This window comes from Streptomyces sp. CB02400 (assembly GCF_001905725.1).
Taxonomy (GTDB): domain Bacteria; phylum Actinomycetota; class Actinomycetes; order Streptomycetales; family Streptomycetaceae; genus Streptomyces; species Streptomyces atrovirens.
Window position 1 is genome coordinate 18057 of sequence record NZ_LIWB01000006.1, and the last position, 21782, is coordinate 39838.

General features: G+C 72.3%; 21 protein-coding genes. 17 read left to right on the forward strand and 4 right to left on the reverse strand.

All coding sequences use genetic code 11. The features are described from left to right. Window positions 1–337: 337 nt before the first annotated feature. The 12 genes from AMK33_RS16180 (at window position 338) to AMK33_RS16235 (ending at window position 14399) form a co-directional block, all read left to right on the forward strand. Window positions 338–1987, forward strand: coding sequence for a CTP synthase (locus AMK33_RS16180; RefSeq protein WP_073933525.1), 1650 nt, complete (start codon window positions 338–340; stop codon window positions 1985–1987). A gap of 119 nt (window positions 1988–2106) precedes the next feature. Then, window positions 2107–2733: an NUDIX domain-containing protein gene (locus AMK33_RS16185; RefSeq protein WP_073933526.1), complete on the forward strand. Its 627-nt coding sequence runs from the start codon at window positions 2107–2109 to the stop codon at window positions 2731–2733. 273 nt (window positions 2734–3006) lie between these two features. Beyond that, window positions 3007–5067, forward strand: a complete 2061-nt coding sequence (locus AMK33_RS16190; protein ID WP_073933527.1) for a tetratricopeptide repeat protein — start codon at window positions 3007–3009, stop codon at window positions 5065–5067. Window positions 5068–5212: 145 nt separating this feature from the next. Further along, the gene (ald, locus tag AMK33_RS16195; RefSeq protein WP_167748575.1) at window positions 5213–6328 is read left to right on the forward strand and encodes an alanine dehydrogenase; all 1116 of its coding nucleotides are present in this window, start codon (window positions 5213–5215) and stop codon (window positions 6326–6328) included. A gap of 412 nt (window positions 6329–6740) precedes the next feature. Next, a complete protein-coding gene (locus tag AMK33_RS16200; RefSeq protein ID WP_079194887.1) occupies window positions 6741–7877 on the forward strand; it encodes a ParA family protein in 1137 nt (378 codons plus the stop codon). Further along, entirely contained in the window at window positions 7862–8416 is a 555-nt protein-coding gene (locus AMK33_RS16205; RefSeq protein WP_235618113.1) for a hypothetical protein, read from the forward strand. The genes AMK33_RS16200 and AMK33_RS16205 overlap by 16 nt, the downstream gene beginning before the upstream one ends. A gap of 552 nt (window positions 8417–8968) precedes the next feature. Further along, the gene (locus tag AMK33_RS42855; protein WP_235618121.1) at window positions 8969–10057 is read left to right on the forward strand and encodes a segregation and condensation protein A; all 1089 of its coding nucleotides are present in this window, start codon (window positions 8969–8971) and stop codon (window positions 10055–10057) included. After that, a complete protein-coding gene (gene scpB, locus AMK33_RS16215; protein ID WP_073933532.1) occupies window positions 10054–10707 on the forward strand; it encodes an SMC-Scp complex subunit ScpB in 654 nt (217 codons plus the stop codon). Before AMK33_RS42855 ends, scpB begins: the two co-directional genes overlap by 4 nt. Then, a complete protein-coding gene (locus AMK33_RS16220) occupies window positions 10707–11822 on the forward strand; it encodes a pseudouridine synthase (protein WP_073933533.1) in 1116 nt (371 codons plus the stop codon). The genes scpB and AMK33_RS16220 overlap by 1 nt, the downstream gene beginning before the upstream one ends. An 82-nt stretch (window positions 11823–11904) precedes the next feature. Next, window positions 11905–12624 carry an NUDIX hydrolase gene (locus AMK33_RS16225; RefSeq protein WP_073933862.1) on the forward strand — a complete coding sequence of 240 codons (720 nt, stop codon included), beginning with the start codon at window positions 11905–11907 and terminating at the stop codon, window positions 12622–12624. After that, window positions 12621–13643 (forward strand): ADP-ribosylglycohydrolase family protein, encoded by a 1023-nt coding sequence (locus AMK33_RS16230; RefSeq protein ID WP_073933534.1) that lies wholly within the window; start codon window positions 12621–12623, stop codon window positions 13641–13643. The genes AMK33_RS16225 and AMK33_RS16230 overlap by 4 nt, the downstream gene beginning before the upstream one ends. 3 nt (window positions 13644–13646) lie before the next feature. After that, window positions 13647–14399 (forward strand): nucleotidyltransferase domain-containing protein, encoded by a 753-nt coding sequence (locus AMK33_RS16235; protein ID WP_073933535.1) that lies wholly within the window; start codon window positions 13647–13649, stop codon window positions 14397–14399. On the opposite strand, the gene AMK33_RS16240 is transcribed toward AMK33_RS16235, so the two are convergent. After that, a complete protein-coding gene (locus AMK33_RS16240; protein ID WP_073933536.1) occupies window positions 14325–15068 on the reverse strand; it encodes a nucleotidyltransferase domain-containing protein in 744 nt (247 codons plus the stop codon). The two genes, AMK33_RS16235 and AMK33_RS16240, sit on opposite strands and share 75 nt — an antisense overlap. Window positions 15069–15090: 22 nt before the next feature. Beyond that, window positions 15091–15531, reverse strand: coding sequence for a Rieske (2Fe-2S) protein (locus AMK33_RS16245; protein ID WP_073933537.1), 441 nt, complete (start codon window positions 15529–15531; stop codon window positions 15091–15093). Window positions 15532–15724: 193 nt separating this feature from the next. Here AMK33_RS16245 and aroH point away from each other — a divergent pair, with 193 nt between their 5' ends. From aroH to der, 5 genes are all read left to right on the forward strand, one after another. Then, window positions 15725–16087 carry a chorismate mutase gene (gene aroH / locus AMK33_RS16250; protein WP_073933538.1) on the forward strand — a complete coding sequence of 121 codons (363 nt, stop codon included), beginning with the start codon at window positions 15725–15727 and terminating at the stop codon, window positions 16085–16087. Next, the gene (locus tag AMK33_RS16255; RefSeq protein ID WP_073933539.1) at window positions 16084–17169 is read left to right on the forward strand and encodes a prephenate dehydrogenase; all 1086 of its coding nucleotides are present in this window, start codon (window positions 16084–16086) and stop codon (window positions 17167–17169) included. Before aroH ends, AMK33_RS16255 begins: the two co-directional genes overlap by 4 nt. A gap of 153 nt (window positions 17170–17322) precedes the next feature. Then, entirely contained in the window at window positions 17323–18009 is a 687-nt protein-coding gene (gene cmk / locus AMK33_RS16260; RefSeq protein ID WP_030866977.1) for a (d)CMP kinase, read from the forward strand. Further along, window positions 18006–18653, forward strand: a complete 648-nt coding sequence (locus AMK33_RS16265) for a lysophospholipid acyltransferase family protein (protein ID WP_073933540.1) — start codon at window positions 18006–18008, stop codon at window positions 18651–18653. Before cmk ends, AMK33_RS16265 begins: the two co-directional genes overlap by 4 nt. 77 nt (window positions 18654–18730) lie before the next feature. Beyond that, window positions 18731–20221, forward strand: a complete 1491-nt coding sequence (der, locus tag AMK33_RS16270; RefSeq protein WP_073933541.1) for a ribosome biogenesis GTPase Der — start codon at window positions 18731–18733, stop codon at window positions 20219–20221. A 61-nt stretch (window positions 20222–20282) separates the two neighbouring features. Here der and AMK33_RS16275 read toward each other — a convergent pair whose 3' ends face one another. Continuing rightward, the gene (locus AMK33_RS16275) at window positions 20283–20687 is read right to left on the reverse strand and encodes a hypothetical protein (RefSeq protein ID WP_073933542.1); all 405 of its coding nucleotides are present in this window, start codon (window positions 20685–20687) and stop codon (window positions 20283–20285) included. Between the two features lie 88 nt (window positions 20688–20775). After that, window positions 20776–21558, reverse strand: coding sequence for a hypothetical protein (locus tag AMK33_RS16280; RefSeq protein WP_073933543.1), 783 nt, complete (start codon window positions 21556–21558; stop codon window positions 20776–20778). Window positions 21559–21782 lie beyond the last annotated feature (224 nt).

The window sequence follows — 21782 nt, forward strand, 5'->3', positions numbered from 1 at the left end:
GCCATCTCTGCTCAACGAACTGACGAGCTCACGTTGTTCCGGAGGTCACGGGCGGGGGTGGTGCCGTTCGGCCGGCCGGGCTCGGCAGCGAGTGTCCGAGCAGGATACGACGCACGTAGATGATCTGTGTGTCGCTCCGGACAACCGGGCTCCGCCGAACGAGTGACCAACGGGTGAGGGTCCCGTGTGCGGTACTCGGCCGTGGCGGCGCGTGCGCGGAGCGTGGCCGGGCGCCATCCCTCCGCGGCGCTGATACGCTGGTAGCCCGTGGACCGGTGGGCCAGAGAACCCCGGAACCGCACCCACACGACGCGACCACGGGAGCCCCCTCTTGGCCATGCCGCCCAAATCTTCGACGACCAAGCACATCTTCGTCACCGGGGGTGTCGCCTCCTCGCTCGGCAAGGGGCTCACCGCCTCCAGCCTGGGCATGCTGCTCAAGGCCCGGGGTCTGCGCGTCGTGATGCAGAAGCTCGACCCTTACCTCAACGTCGACCCGGGGACGATGAACCCCTTCCAGCACGGTGAGGTGTTCGTCACCAACGACGGCGCCGAGACCGACCTGGACATCGGCCACTACGAGCGGTTCCTCGACCGCGACCTGGACGGCTCGGCCAACGTCACCACCGGCCAGGTCTACTCGACGGTGATCGCCAAGGAGCGGCGCGGCGAGTACCTGGGCGACACCGTGCAGGTCATCCCGCACATCACCAACGAGATCAAGCACCGCATCCGCCGCATGGCGACCGACGAGGTCGACGTGGTGATCACGGAGGTCGGCGGCACGGTCGGCGACATCGAGTCGCTGCCGTTCCTGGAGACCGTCCGCCAGGTCCGGCACGAGGTCGGCCGGGACAACGTGTTCGTGGTGCACATCTCGCTCCTGCCGTACATCGGCCCCTCGGGTGAGCTGAAGACGAAGCCGACCCAGCACTCGGTCGCCGCGCTGCGCAACATCGGTATCCAGCCGGACGCGATCGTGCTGCGCTGCGACCGCGAGGTGCCCACCGCGATCAAGCGGAAGATCTCGCTGATGTGCGACGTGGACGAGGCCGCCGTGGTGGCCTGCCCCGACGCCCGCTCGATCTACGACATCCCGAAGGTCGTGCACTCCGAGGGCCTGGACGCCTATGTCGTGCGCAAGCTCGACCTGCCGTTCCGGGACGTGGACTGGACGACCTGGGACGACCTGCTCGACCGCGTCCACAACCCCGAGCACGAGATCGTCATGGCCCTGGTCGGCAAGTACATCGACCTGCCCGACGCCTACCTCTCGGTCACCGAGGCGCTGCGCGCGGGCGGCTTCGCCAACAAGGCCCGCGTGAAGATCAAGTGGGTCACCTCCGACGACTGCAAGACCCCAGCCGGCGCCCAGGCGCAGCTCGGCGACGTCGACGCCATCTGCATCCCCGGCGGCTTCGGCGACCGCGGTGTGCTCGGCAAGGTCGGCGCGATCAAGTACGCCCGCGAGAACCGCATCCCGCTGCTGGGCCTGTGCCTGGGCCTGCAGTGCATCGTGATCGAGGCCGCGCGCAGCCTCGCGGACGTCTCCGACGCCAACTCCACCGAGTTCGACCCGGGCACCGCCCACCCGGTGATCTCCACCATGGCCGAGCAGATGGACATCGTCGCCGGCGAGGGCGACATGGGCGGCACCATGCGGCTCGGCATGTACCCGGCGAAGCTGGCCGAGGGCTCCATCGTGCGCGAGGTGTACGACGGCAAGGAGTACGTGGAGGAGCGGCACCGGCACCGCTACGAGGTGAACAACGCCTACCGCGCGGAGCTGGAGAAGAAGGCGGGCATCGTCTTCTCCGGCACCTCCCCGGACGGCAAGCTCGTCGAGTACGTCGAGTACCCGCGCGAGGTCCACCCCTACCTGGTCGCGACCCAGGCGCACCCGGAGCTGCGCTCGCGTCCGACCCGTCCGCACCCGCTCTTCGCGGGTCTGGTGAAGGCCGCGGTCGAGCGGAAGATCTCGAAGTAACACACCCGGTTGTACGGTTGCCGGGGCGCGAACCTTCAGACGGTGCGCGCCCCGGCCACTTTTTCGCACATGTTCACGCACGGCACGCGCACGGCCGCCGTACGTCGGGAAGGACAGCCATGACGATCAAGGACACCCCGGAGGAGTGGGAGGTCCGCGGGACCGAGACCCCGTTCGTGGGCAACAAGACCTCCGTCCGCACCGACGACGTGGTCATGCCCGACGGGACCGTGGTCCACCGCGACTACCAGGTCCACCCCGGGTCCGTGGCCGTCCTCGCCCTCGACGACGCCGACCGGGTGCTGGTGCTGCGCCAGTACCGCCACCCCGTGCGCCACAAGCTGTGGGAGATCCCGGCCGGCCTGCTCGACGTGCCCGGCGAGAACCCGCTGCACGCCGCCCAGCGCGAACTGTACGAGGAGGCGCACGTCAAGGCGGAGGACTGGCGGGTGCTGACCGACGTGTACACCACGCCCGGCGGCTGCGACGAGGCCGTACGGATCTTCCTCGCGCGGGGGCTGTCCGAGGCCGAGGGCGAGCGCTTCGAGGTCGAGGACGAGGAGGCCGACATGGAGCTGGCCCGGGTTCCGGCCGAGGAACTGGTGCGCGGCGTGCTCGCCGGCGAGCTGCACAACAACTGTCTGGTGGTGGGCGTCCTCTCGCTGGTCGCCGCGCGGGCCGGGGACGGCCTGGACGCGCTGCGTCCGGCTCAGTCGCCGTGGCCGGCGCGGCCGTTCGAGGCGTGACGCCGGCGGGGGCGCCCTTGACCGCCCCCGCCGTCCCCTCCCGTCCCGGACCCGGGGCTCCGCCCCGGGCCCCGCTCCTCGGACTCCCCCAGAGGGGCTGATGCGTCCGGTGCTGCCGGGCCGACGGTCCTACGATCGGTTGATCCGATCGGGGGGAGTCCTGCCCGGGCGCCGTGCTCCTCACGGAACGTCGCGGAGTGTGAACTAGGCTCTGGAAAACGCCCGGTCCGGAGCCCCGGCGGGCTCGCGCGCGGTGGGACGGGAGTGAGGCCCGTGACGGATCAGGTGGTGGACCCAGACGGTGTGCGGCTCCTTCGGGACGCCGCCGACGAGGGTCGATTCCTGGGCCGTACGAGGGAGTTGAAGGAGTTGCGCGCCGACATCGAGCGCGCGGGACTGGACACCCTCTCCGGCCGCAAGGCGCCCCGCGCGCGCGTCCTGCTCATCGCCGGCCGGCCCGGCTCAGGGCGGAGCGCCCTCGCCGGGGAACTCGTGCGCCAGGTCGCCGACCGCTACCCCGACGGCGTGCTGCGCGCCCGGCTGAGCGAACCCGACGGCACGCGCGTGCCCGTCCAGCGCGCCGCGCGGGAGCTGCTCGACGCGCTGGCGGTGCCCGCCCCGGCCGGGGCCGCCGAGGACGAGCTCAGCGAGGCGCTGCGCACCACGCTGGCCGACCGCCGGGCACTGCTCCTGCTGGACGACGCGGCCGACGCCGGGCAGGTCGACGCGCTGCTGCCGGACAATCCGGACTGTCTGGCCGTCGTCGTCTCCTCGGGGCCACTGACCGGCATCGCGGACGTCCGCCCCTGCACCCTCGGCGGCCTCGACACCAAGTCCGCGGTGGAGGTGCTGTCCCGGTTCACCGGAGCGGTGCGCATCACGGTCGACCCCCGGGCCGCAGAGCGGCTCGCCGAGCAGTGCCAGGGCCAGCCGGCCGCCCTGGTGCTGGCCGGCGGCTGGCTCGCCGCCCGGCCCAAGGCCGCCGTCGCCGACCTCGCCAAGCAACTGCACACGGACCCCGGCCAGGACACCGTCGTCGGCCGTGTCCTGCGGCTCGTGCACGCCTCACTGCCCGCGTCGGCCGCCCACACGCTGCGGCTGCTCAGCCTCGCCCCGGCCGGTCTGGTCGACCCGCACACCGCCGCCGCCCTCGCCGGCTGCTCGGTGGAGTCCGCCCGCGCCACCCTGGACGACTTCGCCGCCCACGGCCTGCTGCACCCGGTGGACGGCTCGCCGCTGCCGCAGTACGAGGTGCCCTGCTGTCTGCAGCCCCTGCTGAGCGCCCTCGCCGAGGACCACGAGCGGCCCGCCGAGCTGCGGCTGGCCCGCGCCCGGATGCTGGAGCGGACCGTCCGGCTGCTCCAGTCGTGCCGGGCCATCACCGAGACCGACAGCCCCCGGGCGCGCGAGAAGCTCCTCGAAATGCCGAGCTCCCTGCGCTTCCCCGGCCCGCGGGCCGCCGCCGACTGGCTGCGCGTGCGCCGCCCCGCCCTGCTGGCCTCCGCGCGGCTCGCGGTCGCCGACGGGGAGCTGGACACCCTCGCCCGGCGCCTGATGTCCCAGCTCGTGCGGGCCATGGTGGCGCACTTCGGCACCCAGGCCGCCGCGAGCGACCTGTACGACATCCACGGCCTGGTCCTCGACGTCGCCGAGCGCCGGAACCTGCCCCGCGAGCGGGCGGCGGCCCTGCTGAACCTCGGCGACCTCGACGCCCGTACCGGCCGCACCGCCGACGCCCTGGGGCGCTACCGGGCCGCGCTGGACGCCGGACGCGAGGCGAACGACCCGTACGCGACCGGCCGCGCGATGGAATCCGTGGGCGGCGCCCATCTGGAACTCGGGGACTACGACCGGGCCGCCGACTGGTTCGGCCGCGCCCTGGCCGAGCGGCTGGCCCGCGGCGAGGGCGAGGACGCCGCCCGGCTCTACGGCCGTATCGGCGCCGCCCACACCTACGCCGGCCGCTACGGCGAGGCGCTGCGCGACTGGCGCGCGGCCGTCGCCGGACACCGCAGGCACGGGGACGTGGCCGCACAGGCGCGGGCCCTGAGCGAACTGGCCCGGGTGCAGGAGTACGCGGGCCGGCTCGAGGAGTCGCTGCGCACCTGCCAGGAGGCCGTGGAGTGGGCGCGCCGGGCCGAGGACACCCGCCTGCAGGCCGCGCTGCACCTGCGGCTGGCCGACTCCTTCGGGCACCTCGGCGACCCCGCGTCGGCCGCCCTGCACCGGGGCACGGCCGAGCGCATGCTGGCAGAAGAGGCCCTGGATGACGACTCCGAGCCGGAACACGGAGCTAACGCCTACGAAATCCGTAGCCCATCCGCTGAAGATTGAAGCAATGAAAGGCTAGACAGCGGGAACACCTTCATTAGACTGGCTCTGCCGCACCATCTCCTGCGGTCTCTCCCGGTGTGCCCATGCGTGCCCGGGTATGTGTAGCAATACCCCCATACCCTCTGAGCCAAGGACCGTGATCCACGTGAAGGTCGGCATCCCCCGCGAAGTCAAGAACAACGAGTTCCGGGTGGCCATCACCCCCGCCGGCGTGCACGAGCTGGTGCGCCACGGCCACCAGGTCGTCATCGAGCGCGGCGCCGGCGTCGGCTCCTCGATCCCGGACGGCGAGTACATCGCCGCCGGGGGGCAGATCCTGGACACCGCCGACGAGGTCTGGGCCGCCGCCGACCTGCTGCTGAAGGTCAAGGAGCCCATCGCGGAGGAGTACCACCGCCTGCGCAAGGACCAGACCCTCTTCACCTACCTGCACCTGGCCGCGTCCAAGGAGTGCACGGACGCCCTCCTGGAGTCCGGCACCACCGCCATCGCCTACGAGACGGTCGAGCTGGCCAACCGCGCGCTGCCGCTGCTCGCGCCCATGTCCGAGGTCGCGGGCCGGCTGTCCACCCAGGTCGGCGCCTACCACCTGATGCGCGCCCACGGCGGCCGCGGTGTGCTGCCCGGCGGCGTCCCCGGCGTGCTGGCCGGCAAGGCCGTCGTCATCGGCGGCGGCGTCTCCGGCTGGAACGCCGCGCAGATCGCCATCGGCATGGGCTTCCACGTGACCCTGCTCGACAAGGACATCAACAAGCTCAAGGAAGCCGACAAGGTCTTCGGCACGAAGATCCAGACCGTCGTCTCCAACGCCTTCGAGCTGGAGAAGGCCTGCCTGGAGGCCGACCTCGTGATCGGCGCGGTGCTGGTCCCCGGTGCCAAGGCCCCGAAGCTGGTCACCAACGAGCTGGTCTCGCGGATGAAGGCCGGAAGTGTCCTTGTCGACATCGCGATCGACCAGGGCGGCTGCTTCGAGGACTCCCACCCGACCACGCACGCCGAGCCGACCTTCAAGGTCCACGAGTCGGTGTTCTACTGCGTCGCCAACATGCCCGGCGCGGTGCCCAACACCTCCACCTACGCGCTCACCAACGCCACGCTGCCGTACATCGTGGAACTCGCCGACCGGGGCTGGGTGGACGCGCTGCGCCGCGACCCCGCGCTCGCCAAGGGCCTCAACACGCATGACGGCAAGGTGGTTTACAAGGAGGTCGCCGAGGCGCACGGCCTGGAGCACGTGGAGCTCGCCTCCCTGCTCGGCTGAGCGGCCAGGACGGTAAGTCGACCAAGTCGTCCGTCGGCAAAGGCGATACGTCAACTTCCGTCGTCAACGTCACGTACCCGGCCGGACCTTGCCCGACAAGGTCCGGCCGGATGTGTGTATGGTCACTTCCTGTTTCCGGGACAACTCGCCTCGAACGTAACCCTTCTACCGATTCGCACACCCGTGAAACCTGCCGTGCGACGGCCGTACGCCCTTGACAGAGGGATGTTTCATTGCCGACACATCGGGCCGGGTCCGGCGGATTGTGTTGCTGCGGACGGCCGACACGCCATAGAGTCGCCAATCGTCGGCATGGTGCCACGCTGACCTGTCTAGAAGTTTCCTGGTCACCAAGGAGGTAAGACGACTTGTGAATGAGTCGACATTTACTCCCGGGGGTGGTCACCCAGGAATGCCTGCGCCGGACCAGGAGCCCGCGGGATTCGCTGCTGTCGGCTCCGTAGCTGTGCGCACCTTCGCAGCCCACCGGAGTCACCGGACTTCGGTGGTGACTCAACCAGCACCCCAGAGCATGGATGGCCATCACGTGAACGCCATGGCCGGCGACGGAAGTGGCGCGCCCCACAACCATTTCGCCGACTACGACGAACTGCCCGAGGGGCACTTCTACGACCCCGACGCCGAGTACGAGCCCGATCCCGAGTACGCGGCCACGCTCGCGCCCGACGCGGCGCGCCAGCGCCGTGAGCGCGTCGGTCCGACCGGGCGCCCGCTGCCGTACTTCCCGATCCCGGGTCCGCTGACCGACCACGGTCCCGCGAAGATCATCGCGATGTGCAACCAGAAGGGCGGCGTCGGCAAGACCACGTCGACCATCAACCTGGGTGCCGCGCTCGCGGAGTACGGACGCCGGGTGCTGCTCGTCGACTTCGACCCGCAGGGCGCGCTGTCGGTCGGTCTCGGCGTCAACCCCATGGAGCTCGACCTCACCGTCTACAACCTGCTCATGGAGCGGGGCATGGCGGCCGACGAGGTGCTGCTGAAGACCGCGGTCCCCAACATGGACCTGCTGCCCAGCAACATCGACCTGTCGGCGGCCGAGGTGCAGCTCGTGAGCGAGGTCGCGCGCGAGTCCACCCTCCAGCGGGCGCTGAAGCCGCTGATGGACGACTACGACTACATCGTGATCGACTGCCAGCCCTCGCTCGGCCTGCTCACGGTCAACGCGCTGACCGCCGCGCACAAGGTGATCGTGCCGCTGGAGTGCGAGTTCTTCGCGCTGCGCGGTGTGGCGCTGCTGACCGAGACGATCGAGAAGGTCCAGGAGCGGCTCAACCCCGACCTGGAGCTCGACGGCATCCTCGCCACCATGTACGACTCGCGCACGGTGCACAGCCGTGAGGTGCTCGCGCGGGTGGTCGAGGCGTTCGACGACCACGTCTACCACACGGTCATCGGGCGCACGGTCCGCTTCCCGGAGACCACGGTCGCCGGTGAGCCGATCACCACGTACGCGTCCAACTCCGTCGGTGCCGCCGCCTACCGCCAGCTCGCCAGGGAGGTGCTCGCCCGGTGTCACGCCGAGTGAGTCTGCCGGGGGCCGACGAACTCTTCCGTACGACAGGGGGGATGGCGCTCCAGGCGTCGACCCCCCGGCGCCAGGCCAACGGCGACGCCCGTGTCCCCGCACCCGCGGGGGAGGGCGACGCGGCGGCCGCCGTGGAGGACGCGCCGCAGTCGGTGCCCGCGCAGGGCGGCGACGGCGAGGGCGCGGAGCACGTCGCGGCGGACGCGGAGCCGGACGGGGCCGGGGAGTCCCGCAGCCGTGACGCGGCGGGCTCCGGGCGGCGTCAGCCGGCGCAGGACGGTGCGGCCCAGCGCGGCAAGCGGGGGCGGGCGGCGTCACGGCGGCCCAGCGGCCGTGAACGGCACGACGAGAAGATCACCGTGTACGTGTCCGCCGAGGAGCTGATGGACCTCGAACACGCGCGCCTGGTGCTGCGCGGCGAGCACGGGCTGGCGGTGGACCGGGGCCGCATCGTCCGAGAGGCGGTCGCCGTGGTCCTCGCCGACCTGGAGAGCCGTGGGGACGCCAGCATCCTCGTACGACGCCTCCGTGGACGGTAGCGGTAGCCTGCGGAGGCCATGACCTCGAACGACACCCCCACCTCCGGCGCCCGCCCGCCCCGCCGCCGCACCCTGGGCCGGGGCCCGGCAACGCCCGCGCAGGGGGCGCCTGAGGAGGGCGCGGGCCCCTCACCGAGGGTGACGTCGGAAAGCAGGGCCGCCGAGCGCGGGGAGCCGGGCCCGCCCCACGGCGCACCCGAGAACACACCGGGCACCGAACCCCCCGCGCGGGACTTCCCGCCGGTCGAGCCGGTGACGTCGGAGCATGGGGAGCCGGACCCGGCGCGCGGGACGCACGCGGGGGAGACGGACGCCGTGCCGCCCCTGGGCGCGCCTTCACCGGACGAGTCGGAGGGCGGCGTCGCCGAGCTCGGCGAGCCGGGTCCGGCGGCCACGCCGCCGCGCGGGGAGCCTGCGGAGGCGGATGAGCCGGGGGCGGTGCCGGAGGGCACGGTCGCCGGGGCAGAGGAGCCGGGTCTGAGGCGTCCCTCGTCGGTCGAGCCGGTGGTCGCGTCGGAGTACGGGACCACCGTGCGCGGGGAGGCGGGGCCGATGGCCGGCCCGGTGGCAGTGGAGCGGGCGGGCTCCGGGATTCTCCCCGGAGGGCCTTCACCGGGTGAGCCGGGGGCGCCACCGACGCAGGAGACCGTCACGCGTGCGGCAGGACCGGACGCCCCGGCCGTCGGCGGGGCGGTGAGTGCGTCCGGCGAACCGGAATCCGTGGAGGCGTCCGGGGCCGGGAGCGGTGCGATCGACGTCGGCCGGGTGGGGACCGCCCGGCCCGCCGGCGCCGGAGGCGGGGCTTCGGGGGCGGGTGACGTCGAGGGAGGGGACGGGCGGTTCAAGGTCCGGCTGGTGAACTTCGAGGGGCCGTTCGATCTGCTGCTGCAGTTGATCTCGAAGCACAAGCTGGACGTCACCGAGGTCGCGCTGTCCAAGGTGACCGATGAGTTCATGGCGTACATCCGGGCCCTGGGGCCCGACTGGGACCTGGACGAGACGACCGAGTTCCTGGTCGTGGCGGCCACACTGCTCGATCTCAAGGCGGCCCGGCTGCTGCCCGCCGCCGAGGTGGAGGACGAGGCCGACCTCGCCCTCCTGGAGGCACGGGACCTGCTGTTCGCGAGGCTGCTGCAGTACCGCGCGTACAAGCAGATCGCCGAGATCTTCAGCCGGCGCCTCGACGACGAAGGCCGCCGTTACCCCCGTACCGTCGGACTCGAACCGCACCACGCCGAGCTGCTGCCCGAGGTCGTCATCAGCATCGGCGCCGAGGGCTTCGCCAGGCTCGCCGTCAAGGCGATGCAGCCCAGGCCCAAGCCGCAGGTGTACGTCGACCACATCCACGCCCCGCTGGTCAGCGTGCAGGAGCAGGCCGGGATCGTCGTCGCGCGGCTGAAGGAGCTGGGCGAGGCGAGCTTCCGGGCCCTCGTCGAGGACACGGACGACACCCTGACCGTCGTGGCCCGCTTCCTCGCCCTGCTGGAGCTGTACCGCGAGAAGGCCGTCGCCCTCGACCAGGAGGCCGCGCTCGGCGAGCTGACCGTGCGCTGGACCGGCGAGGACGGGGACGCCGTGCCGACGGTCACCGACGAGTTCGACCGGCCGCCGGAGAGGTCCGAGGAGGAGAGGAAGCCGTGAACGAGGAGACGACCGGAACCCCCGCCGGGCCGCGCACCGTCGCGGAGCTCGACCTCAAGCCCGCCCTGGAGGCGGTCCTCATGGTCGTGGACGAGCCCGCGACCGAGGAGCACCTGGCGAGGATACTGGAGCGCCCCAGGCACCAGGTCGCGGACGCGCTGCGCGCGCTCGCCGACGAGTACACCGTCCAGGGCCGCGGCTTCGAGCTGCGCCTCGTCGCGGGCGGCTGGCGCTTCTACACCCGTCCCGAGTACGCCGCCGCCGTCGAGGGCTTCGTCCTGGACGGCCAGCAGGCCCGGCTCACCCAGGCCGCCCTGGAGACCCTCGCGGTCGTCGCCTACCGGCAGCCGGTCAGCCGCAGCCGCGTCTCCGCCGTGCGCGGGGTCAACTGCGACGGCGTGATGCGCACCCTCCTGCAGCGCGGTCTGATCGGGGAGGCGGGCACGGAACCCGAAACAGGTGCGATCCTGTACACGACGACGAACTACTTCCTGGAGCGGATGGGCCTGCGCGGTCTGGACGAGCTCCCGGAGCTCGCGCCCTTCCTCCCGGAGGCGGAGGCGATCGAGGCCGAGACGCTGGAAGCGGTCCCGTCGTTCGATCCGGACGCCCCGGATTCCGAGGACGCAGACGACAAGACGGAACTTTGATGCGAAGCAGCAGCGGCAGGAACAGCAGCGGAAACAACGGCGGGAGCCGTGGTGGCAACAGCGGCGGCCGCGGCGGGAGCGGCGGTGGCCGCGGTGGGCACCGCGGCGCCGGTGGCAACCGCGACAACCAACAGGGCGGCCGTCCGAAGAAGCCGCGCCCGGAGGAGCGGCGCTACGACGTGGGACCCGGCGCCACCCAGGACGGTCCGAAGTCGGGCCGCGGTCCCTCGGCCCGCGGCGGCGCCAAGGGCGGTCCGAAGCGGCCCCAGCAGCGGGGGCGCAGCGCCCCGGCCACGTCCCGTGAGTACGAGGCACGGGCCGAGGAGCGCAACCGCGAGCGGTACGCGGGCAAGAAGGACGTCAAGCTGCCCAAGACCTTCCCCGGCGCCGAGCAGGAGGGCGAGCGGCTGCAGAAGGTGCTCGCCCGCGCGGGCTACGGCTCCCGGCGCGCCTGCGAGGAGCTGATCGAGCAGGCGCGCGTCGAGGTCAACGGCGAGATCGTCCTGGAGCAGGGCAAGCGGGTCGACCCGGAGAAGGACGAGGTCAAGGTCGACGGCCTGACCGTCGCGACCCAGTCGTACCAGTTCTTCTCGCTGAACAAGCCCGCCGGTGTCGTCTCCACCATGGAGGACCCGGAGGGCAGGCAGTGCCTCGGTGACTACGTCACCAACCGCGAGACCCGCCTCTTCCACGTCGGCCGGCTCGACACCGAGACCGAGGGCGTCATCCTGCTCACCAACCACGGCGAGCTGGCGCACCGGCTGACCCACCCCAAGTACGGCGTGAAGAAGACGTACCTGGCGGCCATCGTGGGCCCGATCCCGCGCGACCTGGGCAAGAGGCTCAAGGACGGCATCCAGCTCGAGGACGGTTACGCCCGCGCGGACCACTTCCGGGTCGTGGAGCAGACCGGCAAGAACTACCTCGTCGAGGTGACCCTGCACGAGGGCCGCAAGCACATCGTGCGCCGGATGCTCGCCGAGGCCGGCTTCCCGGTCGACAAGCTGGTGCGCACCGCCTTCGGGCCGATCACCCTGGGCGACCAGAAGTCCGGCTGGCTGCGGCGGCTGTCCAACACCGAGGTCGGGATGCTGATGCAGGAGGTCGACCTCTAAGGGCTGTCGACCTCCAGGGGCTTGTGCGCCCGACCCGCACCCCCTTTAATAGTCACTGAGACTATTAAAGGGGGTGCGGGTCATGGACGGCTACGACAAGTACGCCTTCGAGCCCTTCGCCGTCACCGTCGACCTCGCCGTGTTCACCCTCCGCGCGGGCGCGCTGCACGTGCTCCTCGTCGAGCGCGGCCAGGAGCCGTACGCCGGACGGTGGGCGCTGCCCGGCGGCTTCGTCCAGCCGGACGAGTCCGCCGAGAGCGCCGCGCGGCGCGAACTGGGCGAGGAGACCGGGCTGACGGACGTGTCCGGGCTGCATCTGGAGCAGCTGCGGACCTACAGCGAACCCGACCGCGACCCCCGGATGAGGGTCGTGTCCGTCGCGTTCGCCGCACTGCTGCCCGACGCGCCCGAGGCGCACGGCGGCAGCGACGCGGCGCAGGCCCGCTGGACGCCGTACGACTCCGCGCGGGAGCTCGCCTTCGACCACGGCCGGATCCTGGCCGACGCGCGGGAACGCGTCGGCGCCAAGCTCGAGTACACCTGCCTCGCCACCGCCTTCTGCCCGCCCGAGTTCACCCTCGGGGAGCTGCAACAGGTCTACGAGACCGTGTGGGGCACCGCCCTGGACCGGCCCAACTTCCGGCGCAAGGTGCTCGCCACCCCGGGCTTCGTCGAAGCCGTCCCCGGCGCCGCGCGCCTCACCGGCGGCCGGGGCAAACCCGCCGCGCTCTACCGCGCGGGCACCGCCACCGCCCTCCACCCGCCCCTGCTCCGGCCCACTCCGGAAGGACGCCCCGCATGACCACGACCACCGTCACCAAGCGCGCCGCCACGGGAGCGCTCACCGGACTCGCCCTGGGGGACGCGCTGGGCTTTCCGACCGAGTTCAACGACGTGCCGTCGATCCTCGCGAAGTACGGACCCTGGCGGGGGATGGACCTGCCCACGCCGGCGATCGTCACCGACGACACCCAGATGACCCTCGCGCTCGGCAGAGGGCTGCGCACGGCCATGGACCGGGGACTGCTCGCCCCGAAGCGGCTGGAGCGTCCGGTGCGCGAGGAGTTCGTGGAGTGGTGGCGGTCGCCCGAGAACAACCGCGCCCCCGGCAACACCTGCCTCAAGGCCTGCCACCTGCTGGCCCGCGAGGACCGGCGCTGGCAGGACGCCAGCCAGATCGGCTCCAAGGGCTGCGGCGCCAACATGCGCGTCGCCCCCATAGGCCTGGCCCCCGGCCTGACCGACGAACAGCGCGCGGGCGCCGCCCAGTTGCAGTCCGCCCTCACCCACGGCCACCCCACCGCGCTCGCCGCCTCCGACCTCACCGCACACGCCGTACGACTGCTGGCGGAGGGCGCCGAACCGACCGGCCTGATCGGACTGCTGCGTTCCTACGCCTACGACAACCGCACCCGCTACCACGAGTTCTGGCTCGGCGACCTGTGGACCCGCGCCCAGGACCCCACCCCCGAGCACTTCATCGCGCGCGGCTGGGACGAGTGCCTGGGCGTCCTGGAACGCCTCCAGGACGCCGTACGCACCGTCTCGCCCGAGACCGACCCCTGCCTGGCCACGGGCGAGGGCTGGATCGCCGAGGAGGCCCTGGCGACCGGCCTGCTCTGCTTCCTCCTCTTCGTCGACGAACCCCTCACCGCCCTGCGCCGTGCCGCCTGCACCGCGGGCGACTCCGACTCCATCGCCTGCCTCACGGGCGCCTTCGCCGGCGCGTACCTGGGCGCGGACGCCTGGCCCGCCGAGTGGGCCGACCGCATCGAGTACCGGGCCGACCTGCTGGCGCTGGGAACGCTCTGGGACGCTTGACCGATGACCGACGCCCTGGACCTCGACCTGAGCCCGGTGATCGCCGAACAGCCCGACCCGGTCCTGTTCGCCACCGTCTCGGGCGCGCACCTGTACGGATTCCCGTCCCGAGACTCCGACGTGGACCTGCGGGGCGTGCACCTGCTGCCGGCCGCCGATCTCGTCGGGCTGCGCGAGCCGGACGAGACCCGGTCCAGGATGTGGGTCCGGGACGGCGTCGAGATGGACCTGGTCACGCACGACCTGCGCAAGTTCGTCCGCCTGATGCTGCGGCGCAACGGCTACGTCCTGGAGCAACTGCTGTCCCCGCTGGTCGTGCACACCACCGACACCCACCGCGAACTGGCCGCGCTCGCCCCGGACGTCCTCACCAGCCACCACGCCCACCACTACCGGGGATTCGCACAGACCCAGTGGCGGCTGTTCGAGAAGACCGGCGAACTCAAACCGCTGCTCTACACCTTCCGGGTGCTGCTCACCGGCATCCACCTGATGCGCTCCGGCGAGGTGCAGCCCCATCTGCCCACCCTCGCCGGGGAGGTCGACGCAGCCCCGGACCACCTGCCGGAGCTGATCGCCGCCAAGGCGGAGCGCGAGCACGGGGACGCCGCCGTCGACCACGCGCGCGTGCGGGACGACGTGGAGCGGCTGCACGGCGTGCTGGACGAGGCGCAGGCGGCGTCAGTCCTGCCCGACGCCCCCACCGCGTACGACGCCCTGCACGACCTCGTCGTACGGACCCGCCTGGAGGGCTGAGGCGCGGCGGGTGCGGACGAGGAAGTCCTCCACGCGCCGGCGGTCCGGTTCCGCGGGGAGCGGGCTGTGGTGGGTGGCCTGCTCGGCCTCCTGCGCCAGGCGGGTCATCCGCGCCTCGAACTCGGGCCAGGACACCTCGCCCCGCTTCACCGCGAGCAGCGACTCGCGCTCCTCGCCCACGTCGATCGTGAGGGTGCCCGTACGGAGCAGGTCGCGGGCGCTGCTCAGCAGGCGGAGCAGGTGCATCGCGTGCTTCCAGCGCGGGGCGCCGTGCGCGCGGACGTCCGCCTCCAGCTTGCGGCGCTGGCCATGGGCGTACCGCGTGAACGTCTCGTGGACCTTGCGGGAGAGGAACGCCCCGCGCAGGGACAGCAGCTCGCGGCCGGTGGCGTCGGCGTACTCCACCAGCGGGGAGTGCAGGCACTCCAGGATGTTGGGGTTGGCGCGCAGGGCCAGCTCGCAGAAGCGTTCCAGCTCCCAGCTGAACTGTTCCTCGGCCGGGCCCTCGACATGCGTCGGCGGCTTCTCGAAGCGCCAGAACAGGGGAGTGGGCGCGAGGAAGACGCCCCGGCGGTCGGTGTCGCTGCCCTCGGTGGCCAGACCGAAGGCGCGCGAACCCATGACACAGGCGTAGATCGTGTGGTCGCCGACCAGGGTCTCGGGGCGCATGCCCGGGAGCGTACGCGGTGGATCACGCCCGGCGGATCGAATTTCCCTCCACCGTGATCGGCTCCGCGGGCAGTGGCCGGGTCGCGGGGCCCTGCTCCACCGAGCCGTCGGTGATCCTGAAGCGGCTGCCGTGGCAGGCGCAGTTGACGGTGCCGTCCGCGACGTCGGCCACGACACAGTTCTGGTGGGTGCAGATCGCCGAGAAGGCCTTGAAGTCGCCCTCCTGCGGCTGGGTGACCACGATCTTCTCGTCCGGGAGGACCGTGCCCCCGCCCACCGGGACGTCGGCGGTCGGGATCAGCTCCTGCCCGGCGGTGTCCGACGAGGTGCCGCCCCCGCCCCCGCCGCCGTCCCTGCCGTCTCCGCCGTTCCCGCCGTTCCCGCCGTCCGAGCCGCAGCCCGCGGCCAGTGCCGCCGCACCCGACGCGAGCAGAACCGTGCGGCGTGTTGCACGAGGGGTCATGTCGTCACTCCCGGAGGTCGCGGTTCCCGCATCTTGACACCGAATCCGCCGAACAAGAAGCAACACACGACAAAACATCACGAAACGCTCACACCGCCCGTCTCAGCGGGCGGGCGCCCGGCGCCGCCACCGCGCGGGCTGACTACGCTGGATGACCGAACAGCAGACAGGCACGTCAGCAAGGAGCATCGTCGTGGCGGTACGCGCGGTCCGGGGGGCCGTCCAGTTGGAGCGGGACGAGGCCGGTCACATGGAGGAGCAGGTCGGCGCGCTGCTCACCGCGATCCTGGAGCGCAACGGCCTGCACACCGACGACCTGATCAGCCTCTGGTTCACGGCCACGCCCGACCTGCACAGCGACTTCCCGGCCGCCGCCGCCCGCAAGCTCGGCATCGTCGACGTCCCCCTGATCTGCGCCCAGGAACTGGACATCGAGGGCGCCATGCCCCGCGTCGTCCGGGTCCTCGCGCACATCGAGTGCGACAAGCCCCGCGCGGACGTGGCGCACGTCTACCTCGGCGCGGCGGCCGCCCTGCGCAAGGACATCGCCCAGTGAGAACCGCACTCGTCATCGGCACCGGACTCATCGGCACGTCCGCCGCGCTCGCCCTGTCGCAGCGGGGCGTCGTCGTCCACCTCACCGACCACGACCCGGAGCAGGCCCGTACGGCCGCCGCGCTCGGCGCCGGCACGGAGGAGGCCCCCGACGGGCCGGTCGACCTGGCGATCGTCGCCGCCCCGCCCGCCCACGTGGCCGACGTGCTCGCCGACGCGATGCGGCGCGGCGCGGCCCGCGGCTACATCGACGTCGCCAGCGTCAAGGGCGGACCGCGCCGTGAGCTCCAGGAGCGCGGGCTCGACCTGGCCCCGTACATCGGCACCCACCCGATGTCCGGCCGGGAGCGGTCCGGCCCGCTGGCCGCCACCGGGGACCTCTTCGAAGGGCGCCCCTGGGTGCTCACCCCCACCCGGGACACCGACACCGAGGTGCTGAACCTCGCCCTGGAGCTGGTCTCGCACTGCAGGGCCGTGCCCGTCGTCATGGACGCCGACGCCCACGACCGGGCCGTGGCCCTCGTCTCCCACATGCCCCACCTGGTGTCCAGCATGGTCGCCGCGCGCCTGGAGCACGCCGAGGAGGCCGCCGTACGACTGTGCGGGCAGGGCATCCGGGACGTGACCCGGATCGCCGCCTCCGATCCCCGGATGTGGATCGACATCCTCTCCGCGAACCCCGGCCCGGTCGCCGACCTGCTCACGGACGTCGCCGCCGACCTGGAGGAGACCGTGCGCGCCCTGCGCGCGCTGCAGTCCTCCGACGAGGACAAGCGCCGCGAGGGCGGCACCGGTATCGAGAACGTGCTGCGCCGCGGCAACGCGGGGCAGGTCCGCGTCCCCGGCAAGCACGGCTCCGCGCCGCGCGTCTACGAGACCGTGACGGTGCTCATCGACGACCAGCCCGGCCAGCTCGCCCGCATCTTCGCGGACGCCGAGCGCGCCGGCGCCAACATCGAGGACGTCCGCATCGAGCACGCCACCGGGCAGCAGGCCGGTCTGGTCCAGCTCATGGTGGAGCCCAAGGCGGCCCCGGCCCTCATCGCGGGGCTGCGGGAGCGGGGCTGGGCGATCCGCCAGTGACGGGCCGGGGCGGGGGAAGGCCCGAGGGCGGTCCGTCCCCCGGAGGGCCGGATCGTCCGCTTGTCGGAAGGGTTCCGGGGGGCCGGTAATCTGGTGCGGGGCGTGTCCGCGCCCCGCACACACCACTCCACCGCACCAGGAAGGTGTTCCCCCGTGGAAAACGGCGCCGCCCAGCCCGTGATTGTCGCCATCGACGGCCCCTCCGGCACGGGCAAGTCGAGCACCTCGAAGGCCGTGGCGGCGCAGCTCGGCCTGAGCTACCTGGACACCGGCGCCCAGTACCGGGCGATCACCTGGTGGATGGTGACCAACGGCATCGACATAGACGACCCGTCCGCGATCGCCGCCGTCGCCGGGAAGCCCGAGATCGTCTCCGGTACGGACCCCCAGGACCCGACGATCACCGTCGACGGCGTCGACGTGGCCGGCCCGATCCGCGGACAGGACGTCACCTCCAAGGTCAGCGCGGTCTCCGCGGTCCCCGAGGTGCGGACCCGGATCACCGAGCTGCAGCGGTCCATCGCCGCCTCCGCCGTCACCGGCATCGTCGTCGAGGGCCGCGACATCGGCACCACCGTGCTGCCCGACGCCGACCTGAAGATCTTCCTCACCGCCAGCGCGGAGGCCCGTGCCGCCCGCCGCAGCGGCGAGCTCAAGGGCGCCGACCTGAACACCACCCGCGAGGCCCTGATCAAGCGGGACGCGGCTGACGCCGGCCGCAAGACCTCCCCGCTGGCCAAGGCCGGCGACGCGGTCGAGGTGGACACCACCGAGCTGACGCTGGCGCAGGTCATCGAGTGTGTCGTCACCCTCGTCGAGGAGAAGCGGGCCGGGAAGTGACCGACGTCCCATCGGTGCGCGGCGCCGAGGTCGGCCGGCGCATCGGCGTCGGCCTGATGTACGGGCTGTTCAAGCCGCGTGTGCTGGGCGCCTGGCGGGTGCCCACGGCCGGTCCGCTGATCTTCGCCGTGAACCACTCCCACAACGTCGACGGCCCCATGGTCATGGGCGTGGCACCCCGGCCGACGCACTTCCTGATCAAGAAGGAGGCGTTCGTCGGCCCGCTCGACCCCTTCCTGACCGGCATCGGCCAGCTCAAGGTGGACCGCGAGACCACCGACCGCACGGCGATCTCCCGGGCGCTGGGCGTACTGGAGCAGGGCGGCGTCCTCGGCATCTTCCCGGAGGGCACGCGCGGCGAGGGCGACTTCGCCTCGCTCCGCGCGGGGCTCGCCTACTTCGCCGTACGCGGCGGAGCGCCGATCGTGCCGGTGGCCGTCCTGGGAAGTTCCGAGCGCCGCGGACGGTTGATAAAGGGACTGCCCCCGCTGCGCTCCCGCGTGGACGTCGTCTTCGGCGACCCCTTCGACGCGGGCGACGGCAGCGGCAGACGTACGCGCAAGGCGCTGGACGAGGCGACCGAGCGCATCCAGAAGCAGCTCACCGCCCACCTGGAAAACGCCAGGCGCCTCACCGGGCGCTAGGCGACACTTGAGTAGTGGATCACCGTTGTGTACGGGGTTCCACCGATCACCACGATGAACGACGAGGTACGGACTTCATGAACGACCACATCCAGCCCGACGGCTCGGACGCGTACGAGGGTGCGCACGAGCACGATCACGGGGCGCTGGGCGATGCCGAGTTCGCGGAGTTCATGGAGCTCGCCGCGGAGGAGGGCTTCGACCTCGAGGACGTCGAGGGCGCCATCGAGGCGGCGGGCCACGGTCCGCTGCCCGTGCTCGCCGTCGTCGGCCGCCCCAATGTCGGCAAGTCGACCCTGGTGAACCGCATCATCGGCCGTCGTGAGGCGGTCGTCGAGGACAAGCCGGGCGTCACCCGCGACCGCGTCACCTACGAGGCCGAGTGGGCCGGCCGCCGCTTCAAGGTCGTCGACACCGGCGGCTGGGAGCAGGACGTCCTCGGTATCGACGCCTCCGTGGCCGCCCAGGCCGAGTACGCCATCGAGGCCGCCGACGCGGTCGTCTTCGTCGTGGACGCCAAGGTCGGCGCGACCGACACCGACGAGGCCGTCGTCCGGCTGCTGCGCAAGGCCGGCAAGCCGGTCGTGCTGTGCGCCAACAAGGTGGACGGCCCGAGCGGCGAGGCCGACGCGTCCTACCTGTGGTCCCTGGGCCTCGGCGAGCCGCACCCGGTCTCCGCGCTGCACGGCCGTGGCACTGGCGACATGCTGGACAAGGTCCTCGAGGCCCTGCCCGAGGCCCCGGCCCAGACCTTCGGCACCGCCGTCGGCGGCCCGCGCCGCATCGCCCTGATCGGCAGGCCCAACGTCGGCAAGTCCTCGCTGCTGAACAAGGTCGCGGGCGAGGAGCGGGTCGTCGTCAACGAACTCGCCGGCACCACCCGTGACCCGGTCGACGAGATGATCGAACTCGGCGGCAAGACCTGGAAGTTCGTCGACACGGCGGGCATCCGCAAGCGCGTCCACCTCCAGCAGGGCGCCGACTACTACGCCTCGCTGCGCACCGCCGCCGCCGTCGAGAAGGCGGAGGTGGCCGTCGTCCTCATCGACGCCGCCGACTCCATCTCGGTGCAGGACCAGCGGATCGTCACCATGGCCGTGGAGGCGGGCCGCGCGATCGTCCTCGCGTACAACAAGTGGGACACCCTCGACGAGGAGCGCCGCTACTACCTGGAGCGGGAGATCGAGACCGAGCTCGGCCAGGTGGTGTGGGCGCCGCGGGTGAACGTCTCGGCGCGCACCGGCCGGCACATGGAGAAGCTGGTCCCGGCCATCGAGACGGCCCTGGAGGGCTGGGAGACTCGGGTCCCGACGGGCAGGCTGAACGCCTTCCTCGGCGAGCTGGTCGCCGCCCACCCGCACCCCGTGCGGGGCGGCAAGCAGCCGCGCATCCTGTTCGGCACCCAGGCCGGCACCAGGCCGCCGCGGTTCGTGCTGTTCGCCTCCGGCTTCATCGAGGCGGGCTACCGGCGGTTCATCGAGCGCCGGCTGCGGGAGGAGTTCGGCTTCGAGGGGACGCCGATCCACATCTCCGTGCGGGTGCGGGAGAAGCGCGGCAAGAAGAAGTAGCCGACGGCGGGCATGGCGAAGGGGCGGTCCCGGTGGGGCCGCCCCTTCGCCATGCCTCGGGTCAGGCGCCTCTGCGCGGGGCCGGCGGCAGTCCGGCCGGCACGTGGTGCATCCCGGAGGCGGGTCTGCCGACCGTGCCGACCCGCTGCCACTGCGGCCCGGCGCCCTGTCGGCCGTCGCCCGCCCCCGCGCCGTGGGCGCCGCTCACGAGGGAGGCGCCGAACGTGCTCGGGCTGTGGCCGCCGTACGGGCCCGCACCGCGCGGGATGTTCCCGAAGGCGGTGAAGCCCAGCTCCTCCTCGCCGCTGCGGTCACCCGGCAGCGAACGGAAGGACTTGACGTACTCGGTGTAGAGGGCGTCGTAGATCGGCGTGGCCGAGAGGCCGCTCCGGGAGTCCCGCTCCGGGCGCACGGGTGCGGGGACCGAGGCGAGGGACTGGCGGCGAGGAACGTCGTATGCGTGCACGTATGTCCAAACGACCCCGTGCCGTAAGGGATGCGGCATTTTTGCGGCTTTCGCCGGTTGTCCGGCGGTGCTGTGTCCGCCGGGCCGGTCAGAGGCCCGCCAGCGGCAGCGCCGCGGCGACCAGCTTGCCGTTCGCGGCCGCCTTGTCCAGCGCGTCGCGCAGCAGGTCCTCGCGCGGCTGGCGGCCGATCGAGCCGACCGGGGCCGCGAACATCAGCACCTGCTGGTGCTTGTTGGCGGCCGACCGCCAGCCGTCGGTGACCTGGAGCGGCTGGTGCGCCTGCCACCAGGCCACCGGACGGCCGCCGGCCGGGTTCGGCTGGAGTACGGCGTGCAGCTGCCCCGCGGCGAGCAGGACCGACCAGCCGTGCAGCGCCGGCGGTACGGCCGACAGCTCGGTCAGGGGCATGAAGCCCTGCTCGATGAGGAGCGGCAGGAAGTCGTCGCCGGCCCCGAGCGAACCGGGCCGCGCGACCGGCGCGGTCGGCTCCACGACCAGCGCCGGGTGCAACTCGCCGGAGATCAGGACCAGTCCGCTGGTCACCCCGAGCACGGCCTGTTCGGGGGCGGCCTTCGCGGGCGCCGGTTCCCCGGTGTCGCCGCCGATGGCCCGCACGGCGCCCTGGAGCTGTTCCTCGGTGACCTGGACGACCTGCGAGGGCAGGCAGCCGGCGTGGGCGAAGGCGAGGACGGCGGTCTCGTCCCCGATGAACAGGACGGTGCTGGTGCGCTCCTGCTCCGGGTCGCCCGGGGTGCGGCAGGAGGTGCAGTCGTAACTGCCCGGGGCGGACTCTCCGGCGAGCAGGCGGGCTGCTTCTTCGTCGCCGATCTCGGCGCGTACCTCGTCGCTGACGTCGAGCATGCGCGGCACGGGTGGCTCCCTCGGGATGCGGTGCGTGGCGAGGCCGGGTGGCTCCCGGCCCGTGGTCCGGGTGGGTCCCCGGCTCATGAAGAAGACAACGGGCGATCTGTGGCGGTAGTCACGCCCCAGGGCGAACGGAATCGAACCATCCAGCGCGCACGGTCACGCTCGGCGCGGAATCGGCCACTCATCGTCAACTGCCCGTTGTCGTACTGTCGTTGAGGAGGTGAGGT